Origin of the sequence: Nostoc sp. FACHB-892 (genome assembly GCF_014698795.1) — a bacterium.
In the GTDB taxonomy this organism is placed as follows: Bacteria; Cyanobacteriota; Cyanobacteriia; order Cyanobacteriales; family Nostocaceae; genus Nostoc.
In genome coordinates this window covers 170,797-196,153 of record NZ_JACJTR010000012.1, presented here as the reverse complement: position 1 = coordinate 196,153, position 25,357 = coordinate 170,797, and the positions used below count along the sequence as shown (strand labels likewise).

Below are 25,357 nucleotides of genomic sequence, written 5' to 3'. Positions count from 1 at the left end.
AAGAGTATTGTTTGAGCCACTTAAAACAACCTTGTGCTAAAGATTTTTAATCCAAAATCCTAAATCGCTATGACCCAAGAAGAAGCAAGATTAGCAGCAGACCGTGATCGCACAGCCTACTGGAAACGATGGGGTTCCTACCTGAGCGAACGCCAGTGGGGAACGGTACGGGAAGACTATAGCCCTGATGGTACCGCCTGGGAATTCTTTCCCCACGACCATGCCCGCTCCCGCGCCTATCGCTGGGGAGAAGATGGAATTGGAGGAATTTCTGATAATCATCAGCGACTATGTTTTGCGATCGCTCTCTGGAATGGTGAAGATGCAATCCTCAAAGAGAGACTTTTCGGCCTCACAGGGAATGAGGGAAATCACGGGGAAGATGTTAAAGAATACTACTTCTACCTGGATAACACCCCGACTCATTCCTACATGAAATATCTTTATAAATATCCCCAAGCTGCTTTTCCATACAGCCAGCTGGTAGAAGAAAATCACCGCAGAGGTCGCCAAAGCTCAGAGTTTGAATTAATCGACACAGGTATATTTGACCAAGACCACTATTTTGATGTATTCGTTGAGTATGCTAAGGCTTCACCCGACGACATTTTAATTGAAATCAGTGTGATTAACCGAGGCCCAGAAGCAAAAACGCTGCATTTGTTACCAACGCTTTGGTTCCGCAACACTTGGTCTTGGACTGGTAATCAAGAAGAAAAGCCGTGGTTAAAAATTAGCCAATCTAACTCTGACCTCAGCACCATCGAAGCTTATCACCCTTCTTTAGCAACTCGATGGCTGTATTGTAATGAAACTCCAGAACTACTTTTTACAGAAAATGAAACTAATAATCAAAGATTATTTGGGGTCAGCAATGCTTCACCATACGTTAAAGATGGCATAAATAATTATGTAGTGAATGAGCAAAAAACGGCTGTCAACCCCAATCGGATTGGTACTAAGTTTGCTGCTCGTTACGAATTACACGTCGGTGCAGGCGCAACCAAGACAGTACGATTGCGGTTAAGTGACGTGCAAAATTTAACTGCACCATTCGGGACTGAATTTGATACAGTTTGGCAACAGCGCCAGCGCGAGGCGGATGAATTTTATCAGCGAATATGTCCGTTGCCGATGTTAGAAGACAGGCGTAATGTGCAGCGACAAGCATTTGCTGGGATGCTATGGAGTAAACAATTTTACTACTATGTAGCCGACCAATGGCTAAAAGGCGATCCGGCTGGCCCTCGACCGCCAGCATCACGGCTCAATGGCAGAAACCATGAATGGTTTCATTTATTTAACGACGATGTAATCTCCATGCCCGATAAATGGGAATACCCTTGGTTTGCGGCTTGGGATTTAGCTTTTCATGTAATTCCGCTCGCCATGATTGACCCGGATTTTGCCAAGCTGCAACTGAGCCGCTTGACACGGGAGTGGTATATGCATCCTAACGGTCAACTACCTGCTTATGAATGGGCTTTTGGTGATGTGAATCCGCCGGTTCATGCTTGGGCAGCATGGCAAGTTTATCAGATTGAGCAAAAAATCTATGGTCGTGCGGATAAAAAATTTCTGGAGAGTGTCTTTCAAAAATTACTGCTGAACTTTACTTGGTGGGTTAACCGGAAAGATTTTGAGGGCAAAAATATCTTTCAGGGTGGCTTTTTAGGTATGGATAATATTGGTGTCTTTGATCGCAGTGTTCAACTACCAACTGGTGGATATTTGCAACAAGCAGATGGTACAAGTTGGATGGCGATGTATTCTCTGAATATGCTGACGATCGCCCTAGAGTTATCCAAAGAAAATTCTACCTACGAAGACATTGCCAGCAAGTTTTTTGAGCATTTTTTATACATTGCTGATGCCATGAACGGCGTTGGTGAAGCTGAAATCGCGCTATGGGATGAAACTGATGGCTTTTACTACGATGCTCTACATTTACCTGATAGTCATCAATTCCCAATGAAAGTGCGATCGCTAGTAGGGCTAATCCCATTATGTGCGGTGAGCATTTTAGAACCAGAGACCTTAGAACAACTCCCAGGTTTTAGAGAGCGGACACAATGGTTTTTGAAAAATCGCCCCGATCTGACCCGAAATATTGCTTGTATGCAGAAACAAGGAATTGGTGAGCGCCGACTGCTAGCGATCGCTTATCCAGATAAACTCCGTCGCATCTTAGAAAAAATGTTAGATGCAACAGAATTTTTCAGCCCTTATGGTATTCGGTCTGTTTCTAAAGTTCATGCGTCTCATCCTTATGCTTTGACCGTAGATGGTCGGGAGTATCGGGTAGATTACGAACCTGCTGAGTCTAGCACAGGAATGTTTGGCGGTAACTCCAACTGGCGCGGGCCAATTTGGTTTCCGATTAATTATCTACTACTAGAATCCCTACAAAAATTCTATCGCTACTTCGGCGACGATTTCAAAGTTGAGTGTCCCACCGGTTCAGGTCAAATGATGACGCTTAAGGAAGTATCAATTGAATTAGCTCAAAGACTGATCCAGATTTTTCTGGCAGATAGTTCTGGTAGACGACCTTTTTATGGTGGAACAGAGAAATTCCAAACTGACCAGAATTGGTGCGACCTGATTCTGTTCAATGAATACTTTCATGGAGATAATGGCGCTGGTATTGGTGCTAGCCATCAAACTGGTTGGACAGGTTTAATCGCCAAATTAATCCAGCAATGTGCAGAACAGGTGTTATCAGATTAATTTGATAGTTTTGGGAAATCACTAATTTTCAAAATGCGTGATTTTTCCCAATTCATCAAAAGTATAGACAAAGAAGATTTATTTTTTACAGTTTAATTCATTACACACTATTTCTAAAAAATCATGCAACTCATCAAAAGAGCGCTTTACTCCGCCTCGGTAATATTAGCATTCAGCATAGGTTCACGTTCTTACGCAGGCACTTTTATTGTCTCCGGTGATGCTAATATCGTGAATCCGTTGGTGGCTTCATCTAATCAATCGATAAATCCAGGAAATGTACAATTTTTTACTAATATCTTGGGAGGTGGAACCAATGTAATTGTACAAAGTACTAGTAGCGGGGATAATACTGCTATAGAAGCTATTGAATCTGAAATTAATAGCTTCTACAACAGTTTTACTGGTGTAACATCTACAATTGTTAGCGATCTAATTACTCCCGCTGTACTTTCTAGTGCCGATTTATTTATCAGCCCTTTGCCAGATGATTCCTTCACTGATGCCGAGATTGCCTCTCTAGGAGATTTCTTAGAAAACCACGGGTCTATTTTCTTTCTAGGAGATAATAATAATTTTCAACAGGAAAACACACGGATTAACGCAGCTCTGACGAGTTTAGGTAGCAGCATAAACATCCTCGATGCCGATATTTTTGATTCGGGCTTTAATACTGCCACAGGCTCACGGATTGCATCTAATCCGTTGACTGCTGGTGTCAACGCCTTTACCTATGCCGCTGCATCTGAAGTAGCCGGTGGTACAAGCTTGTTCTTAGGTCTGACTAGACAAACTTTCTTAAGTGTTGAGAATACTATTCAAGTTCCTGAGCCGAGTGCTATTGGTGGTGTACTAGCAATAGGTAGCATAGGCTGGCTGATGAAGCGTAAGCTTAAAACTTATAAAAAAACTTAACCGAATCGTATTAGTATAATCCAAAAAGAGAACAACGCGAAAAAATGGTATTAAGAAACAGCAAGTAAAGACTAATGATTTATTAATCCGGTAATAGATTATTAATTTACCAAAGCAAATAAAACTTGATTATAACTCAATACGGTTCAGTTAAGCATTTCTTTCTTCTCTTTGCGTCCTTGGCGGTTCGTTAAAAAAATTGACTTTGGCAAGAGTTTTAGGCTTAACTGAACTGTATTAGATTATAACTTGTAAAAACTTTTCATTTTCCTTCTACATTGTATATAAAGCCTGGATGCGTTAGCCTGAGCTAACGCGTCCTAAAATTTAAATATTGTAAATAGTTGAAAACATTATTACTTATTTATTATCAAAATAATACAAACCTCATCCAAAAGTTAAACCCTTGTAACTAGATTAATCATTCATTAAAATTAATTCGTATAAACTACTTAACAGGCAATTAAATTACCGAAATGAGTAGATTTAAATTTTTCACTTTAGTTGCGAAATTTTGACTCAGTAATTACTGAATAGATGTATAAGTAGGTTTTCCAATCAGTAACCCTTCTTCAGGGCAATATTGTAGTCAACAATTAAGGGGTAATTTAACACAACTTTGACCATTAATAATTTTTTGATGGCTAAAAGCGTGCTAAATGGCCCACCAGTTAAATGCTATAAGGACAGAGAGAATGACTTTAACTACAGATAGATATCAGGTTGAACTAGAAATACCTGATTACCAATTAGAATCGGGATGTTCACACCCTTTCGGTGCGATACCAGACAAAGATGGAGTAAACTTTTCCATCTTTTCAGAACATGCTACCTCTGTTGAACTCTTGCTGTTTGATCGTGATGATGCTCCGCAGCCAAAACAAATTATTCAGTTAAACCCAAAATTCAATAAAACTTTTCACTTTTGGCACGTCTATGTCAGAGGGTTAAAACCGGGCGCTCACTACGCTTATCGAGTTAATGGGAATCCTGATTTACACGGAGCAGGACACCGTTTTAATAAAAATAAGGTACTGCTTGACCCTTATGCTAGAGGAAACACTAATACTCTTTGGCAGCGCAACGATGCTTTAGGGTCAAAAGACAACCTGACTACATCTATGCGTAGTGTAGTTATTGATACATCTAATTATGACTGGGAAGGCGATCGCCCGCTTAACCGCCCAATGAGCGACACCGTAATTTATGAGGTACACGTTGGCGGATTTACCAGATCGCCTTCTTCAGGCTGCAAACACCCAGGCACTTTTTCTGCAATGATTGAGAAAATTCCTTACCTGAAAGAGTTAGGAATCACAGCTGTTGAACTGCTGCCAATATTTGACTTTGACGAAAAGAACCTTCTCCGAGAAGTCAACGGTAAAGAACTAAAAGACTACTGGGGATACAACCCCCACAGTTACTTTGCTCCTGAAGCTTCATATTGTGCTTTCCCTGATGTCGGAAATCATATCAGAGAGTTTCGAGATTTGGTCAAGGCTTTACACAAAGAAGGGATTGAAGTCATTCTAGATGTAGTCTTTAACCACACCGACGAAGGCAACCATGAAGGCCCAACCATCAGCTTTAAAGGTCTTTTTAATGATATCTTTTATCACCTAGTGCCTTGGGATAAGCAGTACTACATGGACTACTCCGGGTGTGGCAATACCGTCAATTGCAACCATCCCATAGTAGAAAAGTTAATTGTAGATTGCCTGGAATTTTGGGTGAAAGAGATGCATGTCGATGGTTTCCGCTTTGATGAAGCCTCCATCTTATCTCGCAGCCAAGACGGGGTACCAATGAGCCATCCGCCGGTGATTTGGCACATTGAAACATCCGAAACACTAGCTGACACCAAAATCATTGCCGAGGCTTGGGATGCCGGTGGGCTTTATCAAATTGGCGATTTCCCTGGATATCGTTGGGCAGAATGGAACGGACGTTTTCGAGATGACATCCGGCGCTTTGTTAAAGGAGATGCAGGAATGGTTGGGGCAGTTGCTTGGCGCATTGCTGGAAGTTCTGACCTTTACCAATCGAGCAGACATTTACCAATTAACAGCATCAACTTCATTAGCTGTCATGATGGATTTACCCTCAATGATTTAGTTTCGTACAACCACAAGCACAATGACGCGAATGGTGAAAACAATCGGGATGGCATCAATGACAATTTGAGTTGGAATTGTGGGGTTGAAGGAGAAACTGACAATCCCCAAATTGATGGATTACGTCGGCGACAGATTAAAAATTTTGCAGCCATTCTCATGCTCTCTCAAGGTGTGCCAATGGTTGTGGCTGGTGATGAAGTCAGACGTACTCAAAAGGGTAACAACAACGCTTACTGCCAAGATAACGAAATTAGTTGGTTAGATTGGAATCTTGCTCAGAAGAATGCTGATATTTTCAGGTTCTTCAAACTAATGATTAATTTCCGCAAGTGCTACTGCCATTCTGCTTTACGTCGTAGTAATTTTTTCACTGGTGAAGTTAACGAACGCGGTTTAGCAGACATTGCTTGGCATGGCTGCAAGTTGTTCAAACCAGGTTGGCACGATTCTCATGCGAGAGTTATTGCATTTACTCTCGGTGGCTTTGAAGAAGAAGCAGATATTCATGTCATGCTCAATATGTACTGGGAGGATCTAGAGTTTGAAATTCCTTCTATTAAAGATAGAAAATGGTACAGAGTCGTAGATACTGCTCTTCCTTCTCCGATAGATATTGCAGAGCCAGGGCAAGAAACTGTAGTTTCAGATAATGTCTATTCCGTTAAAGAGCGTAGCGTTGTTGTTCTGATTTCTAAATAGTTTTCAGTTAATGAATTTTCAATTTGGAGTTAATTCAATGAGTAATGTAGGCTTTTCGTTTTCGGATTTGATTGCTGGATATGTTACCGCTTTTGATTCAAGTAAGGGAGATTCTGGTACTTTTGATCTCAAAACGTCAGATGGCAGGAAGTTTGAAGTAGCATTGACCTCAATGACCTATGCTGAACTAGTACGGAATTTAGATGAGCCTTTCTTTGATTGCACTAGCCAAATAAGTTCGCTGCTCGTGCCAAATTGCTATCTTTTCGCATATGGCATTTTTTATCCTGAAGCAGGCGAGCAAAAGTTTGAAGCTAAACACATAGTTTTTCTGGGTAGAACAGAAAACGAGTATCTTTTTGAAAGACCAGATTGGTGGGTTAAGCAGATACGAAGCCTTGGCGATTTTTACCTCAAAGCCCAGTTTGAAGATGGCGAAATTGATTATCGAAAATATCGCACTGGCATTGGTTTAGTTGGTTCCAAAGAAGATAGTACTCGTCAGGAAACTGACACCATTTCTCGTCTAGTTTATGGTTTTGCCACAGCCTACATGATGACTGGAGACGATCGCTATCTTGAAGCTGCGGAAAAAGGCACTGAATACCTCCGCCAACACATGCGTTTTCTCGATGAAGGCGAAGGAATTTGCTATTGGTATCATGCTGTTGATGTCAAACCAGGTGGCAGCGAGCAGAAAATATTCTCTTCAGAATTTGGAGATGATTATGATGCTATTCCAGCTTATGAGCAAATTTATGCCCTGGCTGGCCCCACCCAAACCTATCGGATAACAGGCGATCCACGGATCATCAAAGATATCGACTTGACGATTAATCTGTTTAACAAGTATTTCTTGGACAAAACAGAGAAAGGAGGATTTTTCTCCCACATCGATCCGATTACTCTCAGTCCTCACTCTCAGACTCTAGGCCACAATCGCGCCAAGAAGAACTGGAACTCTGTAGGCGATCATGCTCCAGCTTATTTGATCAATCTTTGGCTAGCGACTGGCAAAGAAGAATACGCAAACTTCCTGGAGTACACCTTCGACACCATTGAGAAGCGGTTCCCAGATTATGACCATAGCCCATTTGTTCAAGAACGTTTTTATGAGGACTGGACTCACGATACAACTTGGGGATGGCAGCAGAATCGAGCAGTTGTGGGTCATAACCTGAAAATTGCTTGGAACTTAATGCGGATGAACCACCTGAAACCAAAAGAAAACTATGTGACTTTGGCAGAAAAGATTGCAGAAATCATGCCAGCAGTCGGTAGCGACCAACAACGTGGGGGGTGGTACGATGTAGTCGAACGCACCTTAAAACCAGGGCAAGAGGTACACCGCTTTGTCTGGCATAACCGGAAAGCTTGGTGGCAACAAGAACAAGCTATCTTAGCTTACCTGATCTTGAATGGCTCACTTGATAAATCTGAGTATCAACGCCAAGCCCGTGAAGCGGCAGCTTTCTATAATGCTTGGTTCCTCGATTACGTGGCTGGGGGTATCTACTTTAATGTTCTGTCAAATGGGATTCCCTACTTGCTAGGAACGGAACGAGGCAAGGGGAGCCACTCAATGAGCGGTTATCACTCGTTTGAATTGGCCTATTTAGCTTGCGTTTATACAAATCTGCTGATTACTAAACAGCCAATGGATTTGTACTTTAAACCAAAACCAGGTGGCTTTAAGGACAACATTCTGCGAGTTGCACCAGATATCTTACCACCAGGCAGTGTGCGGATTGGCGATGTATGGATCAATGGGCAAAGATATGTCGATTTTGATGCTGCAAACCTAACAGTCAAACTGCCAGTTACGCAAGACGATCTGAAAGTTAGAGTCAGACTTCTTCCGACTCAAGTATCTTTTGACGCAACCCTGTTAGAAGTCAGTAATGGTATTGCCAAAATCTCCTTAACTGGGTTATTGGATGCTAATGGTGTGGTACATTTTCAGGAAGCGATCGCTAAAGCTACAGCACAGCCAATCACTCGTCTAGTCTTACTACTACAAGACCTGGAATGTATTACTACTGCTGGTCTACGGTCTCTGATTTTCGCTAAACAAAAACTGGGTTCTGATGTTGACCTCTACATGGTCGGCGCACCGCAGAACGTGAAACAATTCCTGATGATGAGTGCATTTTGCGATAGTGTAACCGTTTTGGATGAGTATGAAACTGTTCAGCTGGCAAGTGTGTAAGTTGCGTTAAAAGACATTTTAGTAGTCCTAATTAGATAAAAGATACATAGTTCCAACAAGGAAACGGCGGTTTATCCAAAGCTATTAGGACTACGCTCAATACAGTTCGGTTAAGGAAAGTTATTTGTTAAAAGGAGTAAAGGGAGCAGGGGGTGCTGGGAAAGAAAAACTTCCCCAGCACACTTAGCCTAATTTAGTCAGTTTTTGTAATATTGTATACTAGAAACCAGCTTTATGGCTAGTTAAATAATTACAAACATCATTCCTAGAAAGGAGCAATTTTGGTTAATCCTATACTACTTACTGTTGACGATGACCCCGGAGTTCTACGAGTAATAGAGCGAGATCTCCGACATGAGTATGGCAATCGCTTTCGGGTACTACGAGCCGACTCAGGTGCAAATGCTTTGAGAGTATTGCAACAGGTAAAATTACGTAACGAGACAGTTGCCCTGTGTGTGGTAGACCAGCGGATGCCACAAATGTCGGGCGTGCAGTTCCTTGAACAGGCTATGGAAATTTTCCCGTCTGCAAAACGAGTTTTGCTAACAGCTTATGCGGACACCGATGCTGCTATCTCTGCGATAAATACAGCAAAGATAGATTACTATCTTATGAAACCGTGGGAGCCGCCACAAGATCTTCTGTACCCAGTTCTTAGCGATTTATTAGACGATTGGGTTTCGTCATACCGGCCACCCTTTGAAGGTATTCGCGTTATTGGCTCCCGTTGGTCGCCCAAAAGTCATCATATTAAGGACTTCTTGTCCCGCAACTATATGCCTTATCAGTGGTTGGACATTGAGGCAGAGGAAGAAGCGCGTCAGTGGGTTAGTTATGCTCAATGTAATACCACGCATTTGCCACTAGTAATATGCCCTGACGGTTCGTATCTCATACAGCCAACGCACGCCGAAATTGCTGAAAAAATCGGGTTGAAGATGCAGGCCCAAATGCCCTTTTACGACTTGGTGATCGTGGGGGCTGGCCCATCTGGTTTAGCAGCAGCAGTCTATGGAGCGTCTGAAGGCCTACGCACAGTATTGATTGAGAAAGAGGCTCCAGGGGGGCAAGCAGGGACGAGTTCCCGTATCGAGAACTATTTAGGCTTTCCCCAAGGAATTGCTGGATCGGAATTAGCTCGCCGCGCCGTTACTCAAGCTAAACGATTCGGGGTAGAGATTCTCTCGCCTCAAGAGGTAATTGACATTCGCTTGCAAGATTCTTGTCGCATCATCAAGCTGAAAGACGGGACAGAATTAAGCTGTTACGCATTGCTGATTGCCACAGGTGTTTCATATCGCAAGCTTGATGTGCCCGGCATTGAGAATGTGACTGGGGCCGGTGTATACTACGGTGCGGCAATGACGGAAGCACTCTCCTGCCAAAATGAAGATGTTTATGTAGTTGGCGGAGCTAACTCAGCCGGGCAGGCTGCGGTGTACATTTCTAAGTATGCTCGCCATGTGACTATGTTGGTACGTGGCAACTCACTGGCTACAAGTATGTCAAAGTACTTGATAGACCAAATCTTAGCAACAGACAATATCACAGTACAGTTTCAATCCCACATCGTCGAGGCTCATGGCCAGACTAACCTAGAAGCAATTACGATCGCTAACACTAAAACCCACGAACAGGAAACCATTCCCACAAAGCTGCTGTTCATTTTAATTGGCGCAAAGCCACACACTGATTGGTTGGCTGGGATTGTCGAGAGAGACGAACAAGGGTTTATCTTAACTGGGCCAAGCTTGATAGCCAATAAACGATGTTCAAAGGCATGGAAGCTGGATCGCCAACCCTTCCTGCTTGAATCCAGTGTACCAGGCATATTTGTGGCTGGAGATGTGCGTAACGGCTCTGTAAAGCGAGTTGCTTCTGGCGTTGGAGAGGGTGCGATCGCTATTCAGTTCATCCATCAATATCTAAGTAAGGTGTAATTATGTTAGATGCTTTGCGTCAAGTGTCACTTTTTGCACAATTGACAAATGAGCAATTGCAATGGTTATCTGAACACGGCTGCCAACTATGTCTGGTTTCGGGAGAATACATAGCCATTGAGGGAGAACCACTAGACTATTTCTATGTGCTGATAGAAGGCGAAATTGAGTTTACCAAAAAGGTCGGCAATGCAGAAAAACACGTCATGAGTTTTGGTGCTGGGACATATACAGGTCATGAGTTGATTCTCTTAGATGCTCCTCACCATCTCGTCAACGTGCGTGCCGTGAAACCAAGCTATATGTTGAAATGGGACACAGATACTTTCTGGGAAATGCTGACAACCTGTCCGTCGATTACGCGTGACCTTTTAATCATCACGGCGCAACGGGTGCAAATGTTAGAATCTATGTCACAACACCACCAAAAGCTAATTGCACTCGGCACTTTAGCAGCTGGTCTAGCCCACGAGTTGAACAACCCTGCAACAGCCGTCGTCCGAGGTGGGAAGCACTTGCACAAAATCTTTCAACAATTGCCATACCTTGGACTCAAACTCAATCACCAGCAAATGACAAAAGAACAACTGTTGTTTCTTGACAACTTGCTTCACTCAGTAATTGTACGTGCCGAAACCCCCTGTGACTTAGAAGATTTACTGGCGCAGAGCGATCACGAGCAAGAGATGACAGGCTGGCTGGATTTACACAACGTACCTGATGGCTGGAAAATTGTTTCTTCCTTAGTCCGGGGAGGACTGGATACTCAATGCCTGGATACCATTGTGGAGCATTTACCCCCAGAATCACTCACTGAAGTTCTAGCTTGGCTCGACGCTACACTCACAGGAATTGAGCTGTTGGACGAAATTGACCAAAGTTCGGGGCGCATTTCCGAACTGGTCAAAGCTATTAAAGAGTACTCCTATATGGATCAGGCTCCGATGCAGGAGGTGAATATACACCAGGGAGTTGAAAGTACGCTGACTATTCTCGGTCATAAGCTCAAGGGCGGCATTAGTTTAACACGCGATTATGACCAAAGCTTACCGCTAATCTCGGTGTATGGTAGCGAACTCAACCAGGTATGGACGAACCTGATTGACAATGCGATTGATGCAATGAGTGGACGAGGACAAATCAGGATTCGCACAGCACAAGAAAATAAGTGTGTGCTAGTAGAAATTGCCAACAACGGTCCAGCCATTCCGCCAGAGATCCAAAAGCGGATATTCGAGCCGTTCTTTACCACTAAGGGGGTGGGTCAGGGAACAGGTTTAGGTTTAGTCATTAGTTACCGAATTGTTGAAAAGCATAAAGGCGAAATCCGCTTGTTCTCCGAACCAGGAAACACCCGTTTTCAAGTTATTTTGCCCATATCTTTGGCCGAAACAATATCTGAATGCCATCAATGCCAATTTATACCATCTGATAATACAACGATGCAATTTATGCACAGTTGATTAAGGAGTGTGTGGCAATACTAGTCTGCCGACCCAAAAATGCGCTTTTTCGGATTGGTTAAAGGGAAAAGGATAAAACACCTTTACCCCGCCAAATTACGAAAGCGAACTAATACTTGTCGGGTTTTGGGGAAAAGGGGAAGGGGGAAAGAAAAACCTTTACCCCGAACCCAATTTCTATGCTTGAAAATGCACAAAGCGAGCAGTATTGGAGTGTGTGGTATGAATAAATGGTTGAAATCTCCTGAATTACGTATTAGTGAAGGTAAGGAAGAAGAACGGCACGCGACGTGGTTGGAACTCTTTTTTGATCTATTTTTCGTGGTTGTGATTTCGGAGCTTGCTCACAATCTCAATCGGGATGTCTCACTATCGGGCTTCCTTGGCTTTTTGCTGCTTTTTGTGCCGGTTTGGTGGTCTTGGATTGGAGCTACGTTCTACGCCAATTTATTTGATACTGATGATTTGGGACACCGACTCCTGACCGCCTTACAAATGCTTGCAGTGGCGGCACTAGCTGTGAACGTACACGACGGGTTGGGTAAAAGTTCAGTTGGTTTCGCCCTTTCCTACGCTGTTGTTCGGGTGTTGCTTATCCTCGAATTCTTACGTGCTGGAAAGCATATAGTTGCAGCACGACCACTAACGACCCGAATCGCGAGCGGTTCTGGACTAGGGGCATTGGTTTGGCTGGCGTCGGCATTTGTACCAATGCCACTGCGATTTGGGTTTTGGATCTTAGCGCTGACAGTAGAATTTGGAATAGTATTGACAGCAGGAAAGTCTGTGCATGTGGAACTGGCTCCACATGCTTCACACTTGCCTGAGCGTTTTGGCTTATTTACCTTAATTGTGCTAGGCGAGACAGTCTTAGCAGTAGTTAATGGTGTCGCACAGCAGCAGTGGAATTTCTCATCAGCATATACTGCCATGTTTGGCTTGAGTATCGCTTTTAGTTTGTGGTGGCTGTATTTTGACAACCTTGGTGGTTCAGCAATCCAGGCTGCTCGTGCTTGCCGCCACATAAGAGCTTATCAGACTTGGGTCTATATGCACTTACCCTTGGTGATTGGTATTGCCGCTACCGGAGTTGGGGTGGAGCACGCCCTAGCAAGTGATACAAGTCTGGTACTGCCGTCTGCTGATCGCTGGCTTATTTGCGTTAGCTTGGCGCTGTGCTTTTTTACCCTTGGAATCATCTATCTTACTGGTGTTAGCACTGACACCAGATTACGTTGCAAAGTCCGGGCCGGGTATCGCTTTGTGGCAGCAGCTGTTATTCTAATTCTCGCTGTAGCTGGCGCGGGTTTATCAGCTATGAAGTTGATTGGGCTTATAGCTGTAGTTGGTGTTGTTCAAATTATCCTCGAGCTGCGTCAGGTTACTAGTTTTTTATAAATGATTCCGAGAGATACTGTCGTCGGGGTTCAGCCGGGATACGTGTAAATTGGGACACGTTGTAAATAAATGTTGCAGAACGTGTTTTATTGATTTACCAACTTGCCCATAAATGGTGTGTAGGCAATCAAAAATCGTTGCTCTGTGGGCCATAAGCTTTGTGGGAACTGAGTACGATTGTTTTGCCATCCTCAATAAAGGGCTTGTAGCGATCAAGCCAGTCAGCACCCGACCCCAATAAACCGTCGAGGTTCAACACACCCCTACGATCAAACTCTTTAGATTTAAGCATCATTTGTTCTACAGTTCCGGCAAATTTCCAGGCGTAGTCGGTGAGGTAGTAATAGTCAGGGGAGATGAAAACCTCAAATTCATGCTCTTTCGCGGCTTTGAAGATTCCCTCAATGTTCTCGATGGTGTTATTGTCTTTGACGCTGGTCCTTACTAAATCCCAGGAAACCCCTGTTTCGCTCAAGACATCGTTTTGCGGATCAATAACTACTATTGCAGTGTCATTTTTGTTAATGTTCATAATTTTTCTCCTTACCTTTGGCTATTAAGTATTGGGCGATTGAGGCACCAATTTCTTTAGATGCCCCTGTCACGGCTGCAATTTTTCCGTCTTGTTTTTTCATGATGATCTGTATGATTGTTGAGAGGTAAAAAATTTATTTACAACCAGTGATGACCCTTTTGCCGCCCAGGTTTACCAAATAAGTGCGGTTTGTTAGAAATATTCGTGTTGCTTCGGTTTTCAAAGATTGAGGTCGGACAACCCTGGATGATCATCGGGGCGACGACCAAGTATCCAATGATACTTGCGCTCGTTCTGGTGAATTGGCAGGTCGTTGATGCTGGCAATACGCCACCGCATAAATCCATATTTGTCAAACTCCCAATTCTCATTGCCGTAGGAACGGAACCAGTTGCCAGAATCATCATGCCATTCGTAAGCAAAGCGGACAGCAATTCGGTTGTCCCGAAAAGCCCAAAGCTCTTTGATCAGTCGGTAGTCCAATTCTTTGTGCCACTTGCGTGTCAAGAACTGAACAATCGCCTCACGACCAAATAGAAATTCTGAGCGGTTGCGCCAAACGCTATCCGACGTGTAAGCAAGTGATACTCGTTCAGGGTTGCGTGTGTTCCAAGCATCTTCTGCAATTCGGACTTTTTGGATGGCAGATTCATGATCGAAAGGCGGCAGAGGTAGTCGAGGATTTTCGGGGTTGTTCATAGTATGGCAGTGCAGAATAGCATTTTTCTATAATCTGTCACAGCATCTCTAACTCACGAGCAGTCAAAAGTCCGATTGTAATGATTTGCCTGTAGGTTTGTTCGCTCGATCCGTCTAGTTTTTTATGATGATGCTTGTAATTACCGAATGATGTTTAGCAATCTTTCGCAGGAATTTTAAGTATGTTGTCTACTACCAGTTGCAGCCGATTGTTCAACTGCATTTATGAGACGGTGCAAAATCACGGCATCTGCAAATGTCGGTGTTGTTTTTGTTCCACTTTTAAAGTCGGCGGCAAGTAGGGCATAGTTATTGGAAACAGTCATTGCTATTATCCCTATATCTGCATTTGCCGTTACATATTTTTGCGGGACATCAAGATCCTGAAGAGCAGCATCTTCACCTTGAGCGCCTTGGACTTTAGTTTCGCCAAGCCCAGGATAGCCAAGCGAACTTGTGACAATCAGATCGCCTTGCGTCCCATTAATCTCTAATCTGAAATTGCTGCCTCGTGATAAACCCCCTCGAAAATGGGCAGAAACCATGCAGCCACTATTCATTTTACCACTGATGACAATTTGATCTGGTGTCTCCATCGCAACGATCGCCCCTGTTTCGACTACCTGCGCTGTCTTTCTCCTGCTATCTAACGTTGCCATGACCTCACTCAACTCAGAGTTCAGCACATAACCCACAGCATCGATCGCATGGGCAAAGGCAACGTTTATCATGCCAGCGCCATTCTTTGGATTTAAAGTGTAAGCAAATTGTTCAAGAATCATTGCTTTGCCGATCATTCCTGAACCAATAAGTGAAACGGACAGAACCTCGCCTACATAACCATCGCGAATTAAGTCACGAATAAAATTAACCTCCGGTGTTGTGCGAGACTGCAATCCCACCACCGCATGAACTTTGTATTTTTTAGCGAGTTCTTCCAGTTCAACTGCCTCTTGCAGTCCGTTACCCAAAGGCCATTCGCAATAAACTGATTTTCCAGCCCGGATTGCAGCACTCACCAATTCAAAGTGATATGGCACTTTGACGGTAACGACAACCAAATCCACATCTGGACACGCCAACAAATCCTCGTGAAGTTGGAAGGCATACGGTACATTAAACTTGAGTGCCGCTTCCTCTGCCATAGTTGGATCTGAATTTGTCAATGCAACGATTTTGAAATCAGGTGATGCTTGCAACGCAGGTATATGCGCGGTCATAGCCCATCCGCGCGAGGGATGAACACCAATGATACCAACGCCGATTTTTCCATTTTTCATAATAGATTATATTTCAATGACAACGCGCCCAATGATTTCACCAGCCTCTAGCGATCGCTGAAGAACAAAGTATCGACTGTTACAAATTAAGAAATCGACCAATGCTGAAAGGATTACAATGTTCTTATAGAATTAAGCGGTGGGTAAAGCTCCGGGCGGCCCCAGAATTTCGTCACCAATCTCAGCAGTAATGCGTTCAGCTAGCTCCATATCCGTTGGTTGTGTCTCATCCAGCGTTCCCACTGCTGCAATCAGCCGGGCAAAGGCACTGGGAGAAGCAACGACCAAGCCGCGAGCTGGCTTATCGCTGAGTGCAGCAACAACGTGAGGTGTGCCAACCGGAATCAAAAAGCTTTCACCAGCATTCAGTACAACCTTATTTTCACCTGCCCAGACCGTCATTTCTCCTTCCAACACATATAATTGTTCAGAATAGCGCGTGTGGCGATGGGGAGGAGTCTGTGATCCAGGAGGGAAGTAGCCTTCGATCAGATCGTACTGACCTCCAGTTGTTGTGTGATCGGCAATGATGTTGAGGCGAGCGCCAAAAAACCAGAGAGATTGTGTCATGAGATTGTTCCTATTGATAAATGATGTGTGTATTAAGCAGTCAAAATCTACTTTGCATCGATGTAGCTTTTATTTGCCGCCTCCTTAGTTATCCATTAATTGGTTGTAAATGCAGTTGTGCTTCAAGCAGGATATCGGTACTAGTTCGCTGTTTTCTAATCGATAGGGCGGATCGAACCCTGGTCGATTCCAGTCGGAGGCTGTGGAATGGTATCCACGGAGATAGAAAAGGTGTTTACCATTGGGATCGGACACCGGAAGCTCTTCTTTACTAAGCCCAAAGTGTTCTACCAACTTCACTACGCGCTTGTGGCTTTCAAGAAAACGCACACTGCCAAGCTCTACTGGCAGATCGACACCAGGAAGATGTAATGATAATAAACGCTCTCCGATGCGATCGCTATACTCAAACAAACCCACGCGTAGCTTCTTGTTTGGGTGCTGCTTGGCAAGAAGCGCGAGATCCGATCCAAGTTGCTCAGTTGGAGTTCGCTGGAGTCGCCAGGCACAATAGGCACCTGACACACCCCCACCTACAACAGCAACATCAAAGTCATGGATTTTTGTTACCGTCTTAGACTCACTCTTAATCATAAGTAAGCTCTTAGAACTTTTTGTATATTTCCTTGTTTTTTCTCAAAGTTTCTGTCTTGTCAGATTGCTTCAGAATGCTGGAAAGACTTTTAAGCTTGCTACAAATATTTCTCAAACCATTCCAAGGCAGTTGTACTTGCAATCTCAAAGCCCTCTCCCTGGAAACCGTCAAAGTGTCCGCCCTTCAAGATTATGAGAGACTTAGGCTCCATCGCCCGCGTATAGACAGAGGCGGTCAAGTTGGGAGATGCAAGAAAGTCCTTCTCACCCACAATCAGGCATAACGGGGTAAGAAAGATTGCTTCGAGGTGAGGAGCTTTCCCCCTGCCTCTATAGCGTACCCCTTTGGGGAAGCAAGCTACGCGTAGCGTCCCGCAGTGATGGTATATTTTTTTATTGGGAAGTCCCTTAGACCTTTACTTTCAAAACTGGTTCTTCTTTGCATAATTGCTGACCTTTCTCATTAATTACTTGCAGTGGCAATAGTTGCCATCAACTGTTCAAGGTTCCAGCGATTGGTATATCGAATTCCATTTATAAACAGTGCTGGGGCGGCAGTGACTCCACTGTGTAATCCACTTTCGATATCTTGATGAATGCGAGCTATATGTACTTGATTGGAGATATCTTGCAGAAATTGGGGAATATTTAGTCCTAAATTATTGGCATACTCCACAAGATAACTGTTTCCCAACTCTTGTTGATAGTTAAACAAAGTGTTGTGCATCTGCCAAAACTGGCCTTGCACGCCAACCGCTTCAGCTGCTTCAGCCGCACGTTGAGCATGAGAATGGCTCTGTGTTTGTGGAAAATGACGGAATATAAAGCACAAATAATCCTCTCCTAAAAAAACACTAAGCTGTTGCTGAATAACTTTAATTAGCCTATAAACGTTTGCACTCTCTTGACATTGGTAATCCCCATACATCACTAACACCACGGTTGCATCCAGCACGCCTTGTATGTGATCCTGTGTTGAAGGTGGAACGAATAATATCATGTCCGCATAATTAGTTACGATTCCCATAGTCATTGCACCCCACCCCCAACCCCTCCCCGCTCTTCGGGAGGGGAAAGAAAGCGTAGCTTTGGCGGGGTGGGGTTCTTCGGGTTTAATAAGCAATCAACCGGACATGATATAACGAACTGTGGTCATGATCATAACTCACTGAATACCTCCGAGGGGAAGTATGCTCATCGCAAGCGATTATCATATACCCCTTCTTGTGCGATCTGTGCAAAGCAAACTCAAGCAAAGTAACTAAATTGCTCTTTGTATTTGCATGAATTCAATATATGTAATTGACTTTTGTTTGTAGTCCACCCAGAGTTGAAACTTTTTTACAATACAATGATTGATGAATCAGTCCATACATAAGTGGAAGATTAACTCCAACTTTAGTTGGAATCCAAATTCAAACCTTAGTACAACTTGCTTACAAACTGACAATTCCTCGTCTAACTGCAACAATTACGGCTTGAGTGCGATCATTTACTCCTAATTTACTTAAAATTCGATTAACGTGAGATTTAACAGTGCTTTCACTGATACTCAAAGTAGTGCTAATTTCTAAATTACTCATTCCTTGTGCCATTAAACGAAGTACATCTAACTCTCGCTCACTTAGTTCTGGATTGCTCATCCGCTGCACCAGTTTTGCCCCTACGGATGGTGGAATATACTGCTGACCGCGATGAATTGTGCGAATCGCACTCAAAAGTTCGTTGGGTTTAGCATCCTTAAGTAAATATCCTTTAGCGCCTGCCTGCAATCCGCGATAGATATCTTCATCACTATCGTAGGTTGTTAGCACAACAATTCTGGCAAATTTAAATTCAGTACAAATAGCAGTAATGGCTTCAACTCCTCCCATCTGTGGCATCCGTAAATCCATTAGCGTTACATCTGGTTTGTAATCACAAAAGTGATTTATCGCCTGTTGCCCATCTTCTGCTTGAGCAATCACCGTCATTTCTGGATCGCGGTTAATGATGGTTGCTAATCCTTGTCTGATAATGGAATGATCGTCAACAATCAGAACACGAATAGTCATTGATTGCCTCATAATTATTAAAAAATTGAAAGTACAAAACTAAAAATTGAGATATTACTACACGTTGCTTTTATAATAAGTGCCTGTTTAATAACTTTTACTCTCGAGTTACAATGACAACAATTTCTGTTCCTTGCCCAGGTTGACTCTTAATTGTCAGCTGTGCTCCAATGTATTCTGCACGCTCGCTCATTCCCAGCAATCCAAATCCGCCAACTCTTGGTATGCTACCAACCCCGAAGCCCCTTCCATCATCTTTAACACACAAGATGCATTGTGTATTTTCATACACTAATTCAACACGAACTTCGCAAGCATCAGCGTATTTTACGGCATTGGTTAGTGCTTCCTGTGCAATCCGTAGTAAGTTATTCTCAACCTCGGCAAGCATTGGATAGGCTGTGCCTTTCATCTCGTAGATAAGAGCGGTATCAGCAGCAGCTCTCATCTGAGCTACCAGACGATAAAGGGCACTATGTAAACTGCCATCTTCTAATAGTTGGGGACGGAGCGCTACCACTGAACGACGAGCCTCGGCAAGCCCGGTTCGTGCCAATTCATCGATCATTTCTAGATGTGCCTGTGTCGCTTCTAAATCATCTGTTAGCACTTGTGTCGCTGCTCCAACATTCAGTAGAATCCCAGTGAAAGCTTGTGCTAAAGTGTCGTGAATTTCTCGCGCCATGCGGTTGCGTTCTTCTAGGATTGAGGCTTCTTCGGCGCGTTTGCGCTCACGCAGTGCAGCGTTTCGCTGTTCGCCAATGTCTGTAATCAGACCATAGAATCCTCTGACTTGAGCATTGAAATCAAAATCTGGAATGAAGGTAGCACTAATATGCTTTTTGCCAAGCGGATAGGGAATTTCTGCTTCATAGTTTGTTAGTTGCCCTTCCAGTGTTCGATTGATGTAGGGTTCCACAATGTGATAAGCTGGCTCACCCAAAAGTTCAGAGACAGATTTACCCAGAATCTCATCTCGTCGACAGTTAAACCACATCTCATAGGTGCGGTTGACAAAGCGATAACGTTGATTGGTATCCACATAACTGATACAAACTGGAAGAGCATCAGTAATTAGTCGCAATTCCTGTTCTCGATAGCATAGTGCGGCTTCGCTTTCCTGTAAAGCTACTGTCCGTTCTGCAACCTGTTGCTCTAAGGTGCGGTTGTAATCGGCTAACAATTTTTCCGCTTGCTTGCGTTCGGTTATATCTTGACAAGCGGTAATAGCATAGGCAATCTTTCCAGTTTTATCAAACACAGGTGTACTGGAAATTTGTACAAGAATGGTTTTATCTGATAAACGAACTTCTATATCATCTACAGTAACCGTCTCTCCTTCCAGAGACCGAAAAATGGGCAGTTGGTCAGTAGGATATAACTGATTAGTTCCAGCTTTATAAACTTGATGAATTTCAGAGATTTGCTGATGTGGTGCTTCCGTTAAGAGATCAGCTTTATCTGTTAATAGATAAGTTGCCCGATTAGCATAGGTAATGTGTCCCGTGGAGGTATGGACAGTAACCCCAATCGGCATTGCATCGATAAATTGTATGAGACGGCTTTCTCGTTCCTTCACTTCAGCGTAAAGTTTGGCATTGGTAATGGCGATCGCAGCTTGTCCCGATAAAAGCTGTAGCATCTTGATGCGATCGCTACTAAAAGCTCCAGTCGATAGATTATTTTCCAAATACACAAGGCCAGTTATTTTGCCTTGATTAAAGAGCGGCGCACATAGAATTGACTGAGGTTGATGCTTTTTAATGTAAGGATCAAGCGTAAATTTGCCCTCACGGGTTGCATCATTCAATACTACGCTTTCTCTTGTGCGAATAACATAGTTAATAATCGCTGTGGGAAGGCAGCTACTTATTGAAAGCGACGGCACCATTTTTATGGTGCAAGTGTTCTCACCCAGATCGAAATTCATTTTACAAGTAACTTCAATTTTCCATTCTCCAGCTTCTTGCAAAATTAAAATTCCTGTTTGTGCGCCAGTATTCTCGATTAGAATCTTCATTAAGGAATCGAGCAACTGATCCAGTTCAATTTCGCTCGAAATCGCCTGAGATGCTTTCATCAGCGTCACTAAATCGAAAGGAATGTCTGAGTTATTAGAGGTGTTTCCAGAAGTCGTGCGAATTGACGTGGAAGCCATACCTGGCGATTGAGGAAAAAACTTTGGATAGCGAATTTCCAAATCTTTGACCTTCGCAGTGGCTCCCCAACGTTCATAGCAGTAGTGAGCTTCTTTCATGTAAGTTTGAGCAAATTTCTCCCGACCGCGAGATAAGTAAAATTTGGCAGCTAATTCGTATGCTAATGCTTCTTCTTGGATATATCCATTTTCCCTAGCTCCCTGGATCGCTTGCTCGTAGAACTCTTCTGCTTCAAGCAATTGGCCTAAAACTCGCGCTTTCTCTGCCTCAACTAAATGATATTTATGCGAATGATTCATCGGTGCAGAATTAGCCCATTGTTTCATTTTTTCTTGACTAACAGCAACTTTTTTGAGGATTTCCGACTTTGCTTGATCGCTGCTTCCAAGGTATACTGCAATTCTTGCTAAAGAATCATAGAAATAATACAAAGGAACAAAAGGTGTCGCTGTGATTTGAGGCAAATAGTTTTCTGTTAGGCTTGAGCTTACAACAGCCTGTGCATACTCGGAAAATAGGTAGCACAGGAAAAGTTTGTTGAAATAGACCTCAAACAGAGCAGTTCCATCATTTGCTGCTTCATGTTGTGGCAGTTTATTCTCTTCATTATATAATTCCCCCACTAGACGGTAGGGATTGCTTGAGCATCCTATCAAATTTAAAACCAACTGCTGAAATATTTGAATCCAGGTGACTACAGTTTCCTGCTTGATTTGACAGAGTACTTCACTGTATATCTTCATCTCGCGTTCAAGTTCCATAAGTCCCTTACCGACTTCAAACGATTGAGAGCAGTAAGAGATAGCACAGTAGGCAGCAAACTCTAAATCTCCAGTTTCCAACCCGCTTTGATAACCTTCTAGTAAGCGCTCCAATGTTTCTCTCAAATGCTCTTTCCAGTGGATAATGAAAACATTGACAACGAACAGCGTCTTAGCTCTGAGTGAATGGGTGTTTGGCTGTGACAACATCTCTAGAGCTAGCTGTCCAAACTGGTAGCCACCCTCAATGTTTCCGACCATCCCACAAAGAATTAAACCAAAAGTGGCATATGCCGAAGGTGACACAAACGCATTGCCATACTGAATTGACAAGTTGACCTGCTTCAATGCAAATAGGGGCACTAATGCAGGAGCAGCATTTTGTGCAGCAAACGTGATCCTGGATAGAATTCGCATCGCCGCCAATTGGTTCGGATCAGTCATTTCGGGTAAATGAATTAAGTTTCCAATTGGTTTCTCGATAAAAAGGGATAAAACTGTGTCCAGTTCAAAGCGAGTACCTGATTGACTAGCCGTTTCAAGAAAACTGATTCCCAGTTGTTGCAAAACTTGCAATCCTGTGTTAATTGCTTTTAATGGCTGGTTCTGTGCGATATCGGTTTGAATTTTGACTTCGTAACCTTTCACGCTATCGAGAACCGTTTTGGCTTCTTGTAGAACGACTCTTGCCCACTGTTCTACATCTTCAAATTCGCCACATAAATACGCGATTTCTGTTGTTTCTACATATAAATCTAATGTCAGATCATAGTTTGTTTGCCAGCTTAAAGTTGCTAGCAATTTTCTACTTGTAGCTAAATATTTTTTCGCCACAGTATAGGCGATCGCTCCTTTTGCTTTCTGACCTGCCAATAGATTCAGTTTGGCAATTTCATTACGTTCTGCTTGATCTGTAATAAGCTCAATTCCCTGATTGAGATGATCGACAATTTCAAACAATCGATCTGCTAGTCGCTCTGGTAACGTTTTTTTTAGTAAATTGCGACCTATTTGTAGATGAACAATTTGTTTTTGTGCCTCATCAATTAAGGCATAGGCTGCTTGTTGTACCCGATCGTGCAAAAACTTATACTCTTTAATTAACAAGTCGTCGCCTAATTGAGATATAGGTTGAATGAACCCATCTTGGATGGCTGCTAGTAAATCTAAGAAAAGCGCTTTAGGAATTTTATTACAAACAATTGATAAAGTATCTAAATTAAATTCAGCCCCAACACAAGCGGCTAACTGAAGAATTTGCTGTGTAATTTCTGGTAACTTCTTTAACTTGTGAAGCATTAACTCCACAACATTATCGGTGATATCTGGGGATTGAATTTGAGTGATGTTCCATTGCCAGTTTGAGTGTTCAAAATCAAAGGTCAATAAATTTTCGCTATACAGCATTCTCAAAAATTCACTGACAAAGAAAGGATTACCCTGAGTTTTACGCAGCACTAACTCAGCTAAGGAACGAACGGTGTCTGCATTCTGATGTAGTGTCTCGGCAATCAACTGACTCAGTGAACCCAGGGTTAATGGTGCTAAAATAATTTCTTGAAGCACTGCTCCTTGTTTTCGCAGTTTTTCCAATGTTAATACCAGTGGATGCGTTGGGTTAACTTCATTATCTCGATAGGCTCCAATTAAAAATAGGAATTGGGTTTGTTCATCAAGCAACATCAACTCAATTAACTTGAGTGTTGCTAAGTCCATCCACTGCAAATCATCTAAGAAGATAACAAGCGGGTGTTCTTTTGAACAAAACACCCGCACAAACTTTTGAAATATTAAATTGAAACGATTTTGAGCTTCAGTTGCTCCAACTTCCGGTATGGGTGGCTGCTTGCCAATAATTAACTCGACTTCCGGGATCACATCAATGATGATTTGTCCGTTGCTTCCCAAAGCCTTTAGAAGGTGCGATCGCCACTGCAACAACTGCTCATCAGGTTCACCCAGGAGTTGATGCACTAATTTTTGCAGGGCATGGGCGATCGCGCTGTAAGGAATATTGCGCCCGAATTGATCGAATTTCCCAGAGATAAAATAGCCGCGCTTTTGGGTAATTGGTTTATAGATTTCCTGCACTAAGGCTGATTTGCCAATTCCAGCGTAGCCTGATACTAGCATCATTTCGACTTGGAATTGAGAATTTCCTATGCTTTCCTTTTCTCGGCAAGCTTCGCCAACATTCGCTGTTCCTGCCACTCTGTCAAACGCCGCTAATAATGCTTCAATTTCTGCTTCGCGTCCATACAATTTTTGCGGAATTTGAAACTGATCCGCAACGTCTTGAAAACCTAATTGAATGCAATCAATTTGCCCTGTTTTTATTAGTTGGTTAGCACAGCTTTCTAAATCTGCTTTGATACCCCTAGCACTTTGATAGCGATCCTCGGCATTTTTCGCCATCAATTTCAAAATAATCTCTGAAACTGGTTTAGGAATAGTTTCATTCAGTTCATGAGGCGGAGGTGGATACTTGGCAATATGACAATGGACTAGCTCAAGTATGTCTGCTGTGGGAAACGGCAGATGTCCGGTTAGAAGTTCGTAGAACGTCACACCAAGGGAGTAAAAATCGGTGCGGTAATCGAGCAAACGGTTCATCCGCCCGGTTTGCTCTGGAGATAGGTATGCAAGTGTCCCTTCTAAAACATAGTGGCTCTTGAAAGTCGGATTCGTGCGGTTAAATTGGGTGGCAATCCCAAAGTCAATAATTTTGACAACGCCAGTATCCAGATTAAAGACTATGTTTCCAGGGTTGATATCTTTATGAATGATATTGGCTGCATGGATTCTGCCCAGAATGTCGCAAACAGCGATCGCAAGACCTAGAAAAGTGGATAAAGGCATGCGGCAAAAGATATCTGGACGCTTATGCATCCATTGCTCTAGGGACTCTCCCCCAAAATCTTCTAAGAGAATCACCAGAGTGCGTTGATAGTCTTGCTGGCTGTATGCTTTAATAACTCCTTCCAAATTTAGGGAACAGGTGATTTTATATTCCTGTCTGTAGCGGGTCAGTTCTTGAGGTGAGGGATAATCAAGCTTTAGCATTTTTACGATGATCCCTACTCCATCGTCTCTGATGCCCCGGTACACTAGAGAATTGTCACTTTCGTATATTTTGTTTTGGATAAAAATACCAGGTAGAGCGATCATAGAGCAACTCTTTAGAGAATAATCTGGCATAATCCAAACTATACAGCAATCCAGCTATCTAGA

Annotated in this window: 15 protein-coding genes; 7 read left to right on the top strand and 8 right to left on the bottom strand. The window is 43.1% G+C overall.

Going from position 1 to position 25,357, the window contains the following annotated elements; all coding sequences use genetic code 11:
• Positions 1–69: 69 nt before the first annotated feature.
• The 7 genes from H6G96_RS18055 to H6G96_RS18025 all read left to right on the top strand — a co-directional run bounded on the left by H6G96_RS18055 (position 70) and on the right by H6G96_RS18025 (position 13,474).
• Positions 70–2,730, top strand: a complete 2,661-nt coding sequence (locus H6G96_RS18055; protein ID WP_190912727.1) for a glucosidase — start codon at positions 70–72, stop codon at positions 2,728–2,730.
• Positions 2,731–2,853: 123 nt separating this feature from the next.
• Complete coding sequence (locus H6G96_RS18050) at positions 2,854–3,645, top strand: PEP-CTERM sorting domain-containing protein (protein WP_190912726.1); 792 nt, start codon at positions 2,854–2,856, stop codon at positions 3,643–3,645.
• 695 nt (positions 3,646–4,340) lie between these two features.
• Positions 4,341–6,461, top strand: a complete 2,121-nt coding sequence (glgX, locus tag H6G96_RS18045; protein ID WP_190912725.1) for a glycogen debranching protein GlgX — start codon at positions 4,341–4,343, stop codon at positions 6,459–6,461.
• A 37-nt stretch (positions 6,462–6,498) separates the two neighbouring features.
• Positions 6,499–8,670 carry an AGE family epimerase/isomerase gene (locus H6G96_RS18040; protein WP_190912724.1) on the top strand — a complete coding sequence of 724 codons (2,172 nt, stop codon included), beginning with the start codon at positions 6,499–6,501 and terminating at the stop codon, positions 8,668–8,670.
• Positions 8,671–8,951: 281 nt separating this feature from the next.
• Positions 8,952–10,613, top strand: a complete 1,662-nt coding sequence (locus tag H6G96_RS18035; protein ID WP_190912723.1) for an FAD-dependent oxidoreductase — start codon at positions 8,952–8,954, stop codon at positions 10,611–10,613.
• 2 nt (positions 10,614–10,615) lie between these two features.
• On the top strand, positions 10,616–12,076 hold the full coding sequence (locus H6G96_RS18030) for an ATP-binding protein (protein ID WP_190912722.1): 1,461 nt from the start codon (positions 10,616–10,618) through the stop codon (positions 12,074–12,076).
• A 222-nt stretch (positions 12,077–12,298) separates the two neighbouring features.
• Positions 12,299–13,474, top strand: coding sequence for a low temperature requirement protein A (locus H6G96_RS18025; RefSeq protein ID WP_190912721.1), 1,176 nt, complete (start codon positions 12,299–12,301; stop codon positions 13,472–13,474).
• A gap of 127 nt (positions 13,475–13,601) precedes the next feature.
• Here H6G96_RS18025 and H6G96_RS18020 read toward each other — a convergent pair whose 3' ends face one another.
• The 8 genes from H6G96_RS18020 to H6G96_RS17985 form a co-directional block, all read right to left on the bottom strand.
• The gene (locus H6G96_RS18020) at positions 13,602–14,006 is read right to left on the bottom strand and encodes an isochorismatase family protein (RefSeq protein ID WP_199339587.1); all 405 of its coding nucleotides are present in this window, start codon (positions 14,004–14,006) and stop codon (positions 13,602–13,604) included.
• A gap of 222 nt (positions 14,007–14,228) precedes the next feature.
• Complete coding sequence (locus tag H6G96_RS18015; RefSeq protein WP_190912720.1) at positions 14,229–14,708, bottom strand: nuclear transport factor 2 family protein; 480 nt, start codon at positions 14,706–14,708, stop codon at positions 14,229–14,231.
• Positions 14,709–14,884: 176 nt separating this feature from the next.
• On the bottom strand, positions 14,885–15,988 hold the full coding sequence (locus tag H6G96_RS18010) for a Gfo/Idh/MocA family oxidoreductase (RefSeq protein WP_190912719.1): 1,104 nt from the start codon (positions 15,986–15,988) through the stop codon (positions 14,885–14,887).
• Positions 15,989–16,120: 132 nt separating this feature from the next.
• Positions 16,121–16,558: a cupin domain-containing protein gene (locus tag H6G96_RS18005; protein ID WP_190912718.1), complete on the bottom strand. Its 438-nt coding sequence runs from the start codon at positions 16,556–16,558 to the stop codon at positions 16,121–16,123.
• A gap of 84 nt (positions 16,559–16,642) precedes the next feature.
• A complete protein-coding gene (locus tag H6G96_RS18000) occupies positions 16,643–17,152 on the bottom strand; it encodes an NAD(P)-binding protein (RefSeq protein WP_190912717.1) in 510 nt (169 codons plus the stop codon).
• A gap of 463 nt (positions 17,153–17,615) precedes the next feature.
• A complete protein-coding gene (locus H6G96_RS17995) occupies positions 17,616–18,185 on the bottom strand; it encodes a DsbA family protein (protein WP_242063307.1) in 570 nt (189 codons plus the stop codon).
• A 403-nt stretch (positions 18,186–18,588) separates the two neighbouring features.
• Positions 18,589–19,218 carry a response regulator transcription factor gene (locus H6G96_RS17990; RefSeq protein WP_190912716.1) on the bottom strand — a complete coding sequence of 210 codons (630 nt, stop codon included), beginning with the start codon at positions 19,216–19,218 and terminating at the stop codon, positions 18,589–18,591.
• 85 nt (positions 19,219–19,303) lie between these two features.
• Entirely contained in the window at positions 19,304–25,294 is a 5,991-nt protein-coding gene (locus H6G96_RS17985) for an AAA family ATPase (RefSeq protein ID WP_190912715.1), read from the bottom strand.
• Between the last annotated feature and the right edge of the window lie 63 nt (positions 25,295–25,357).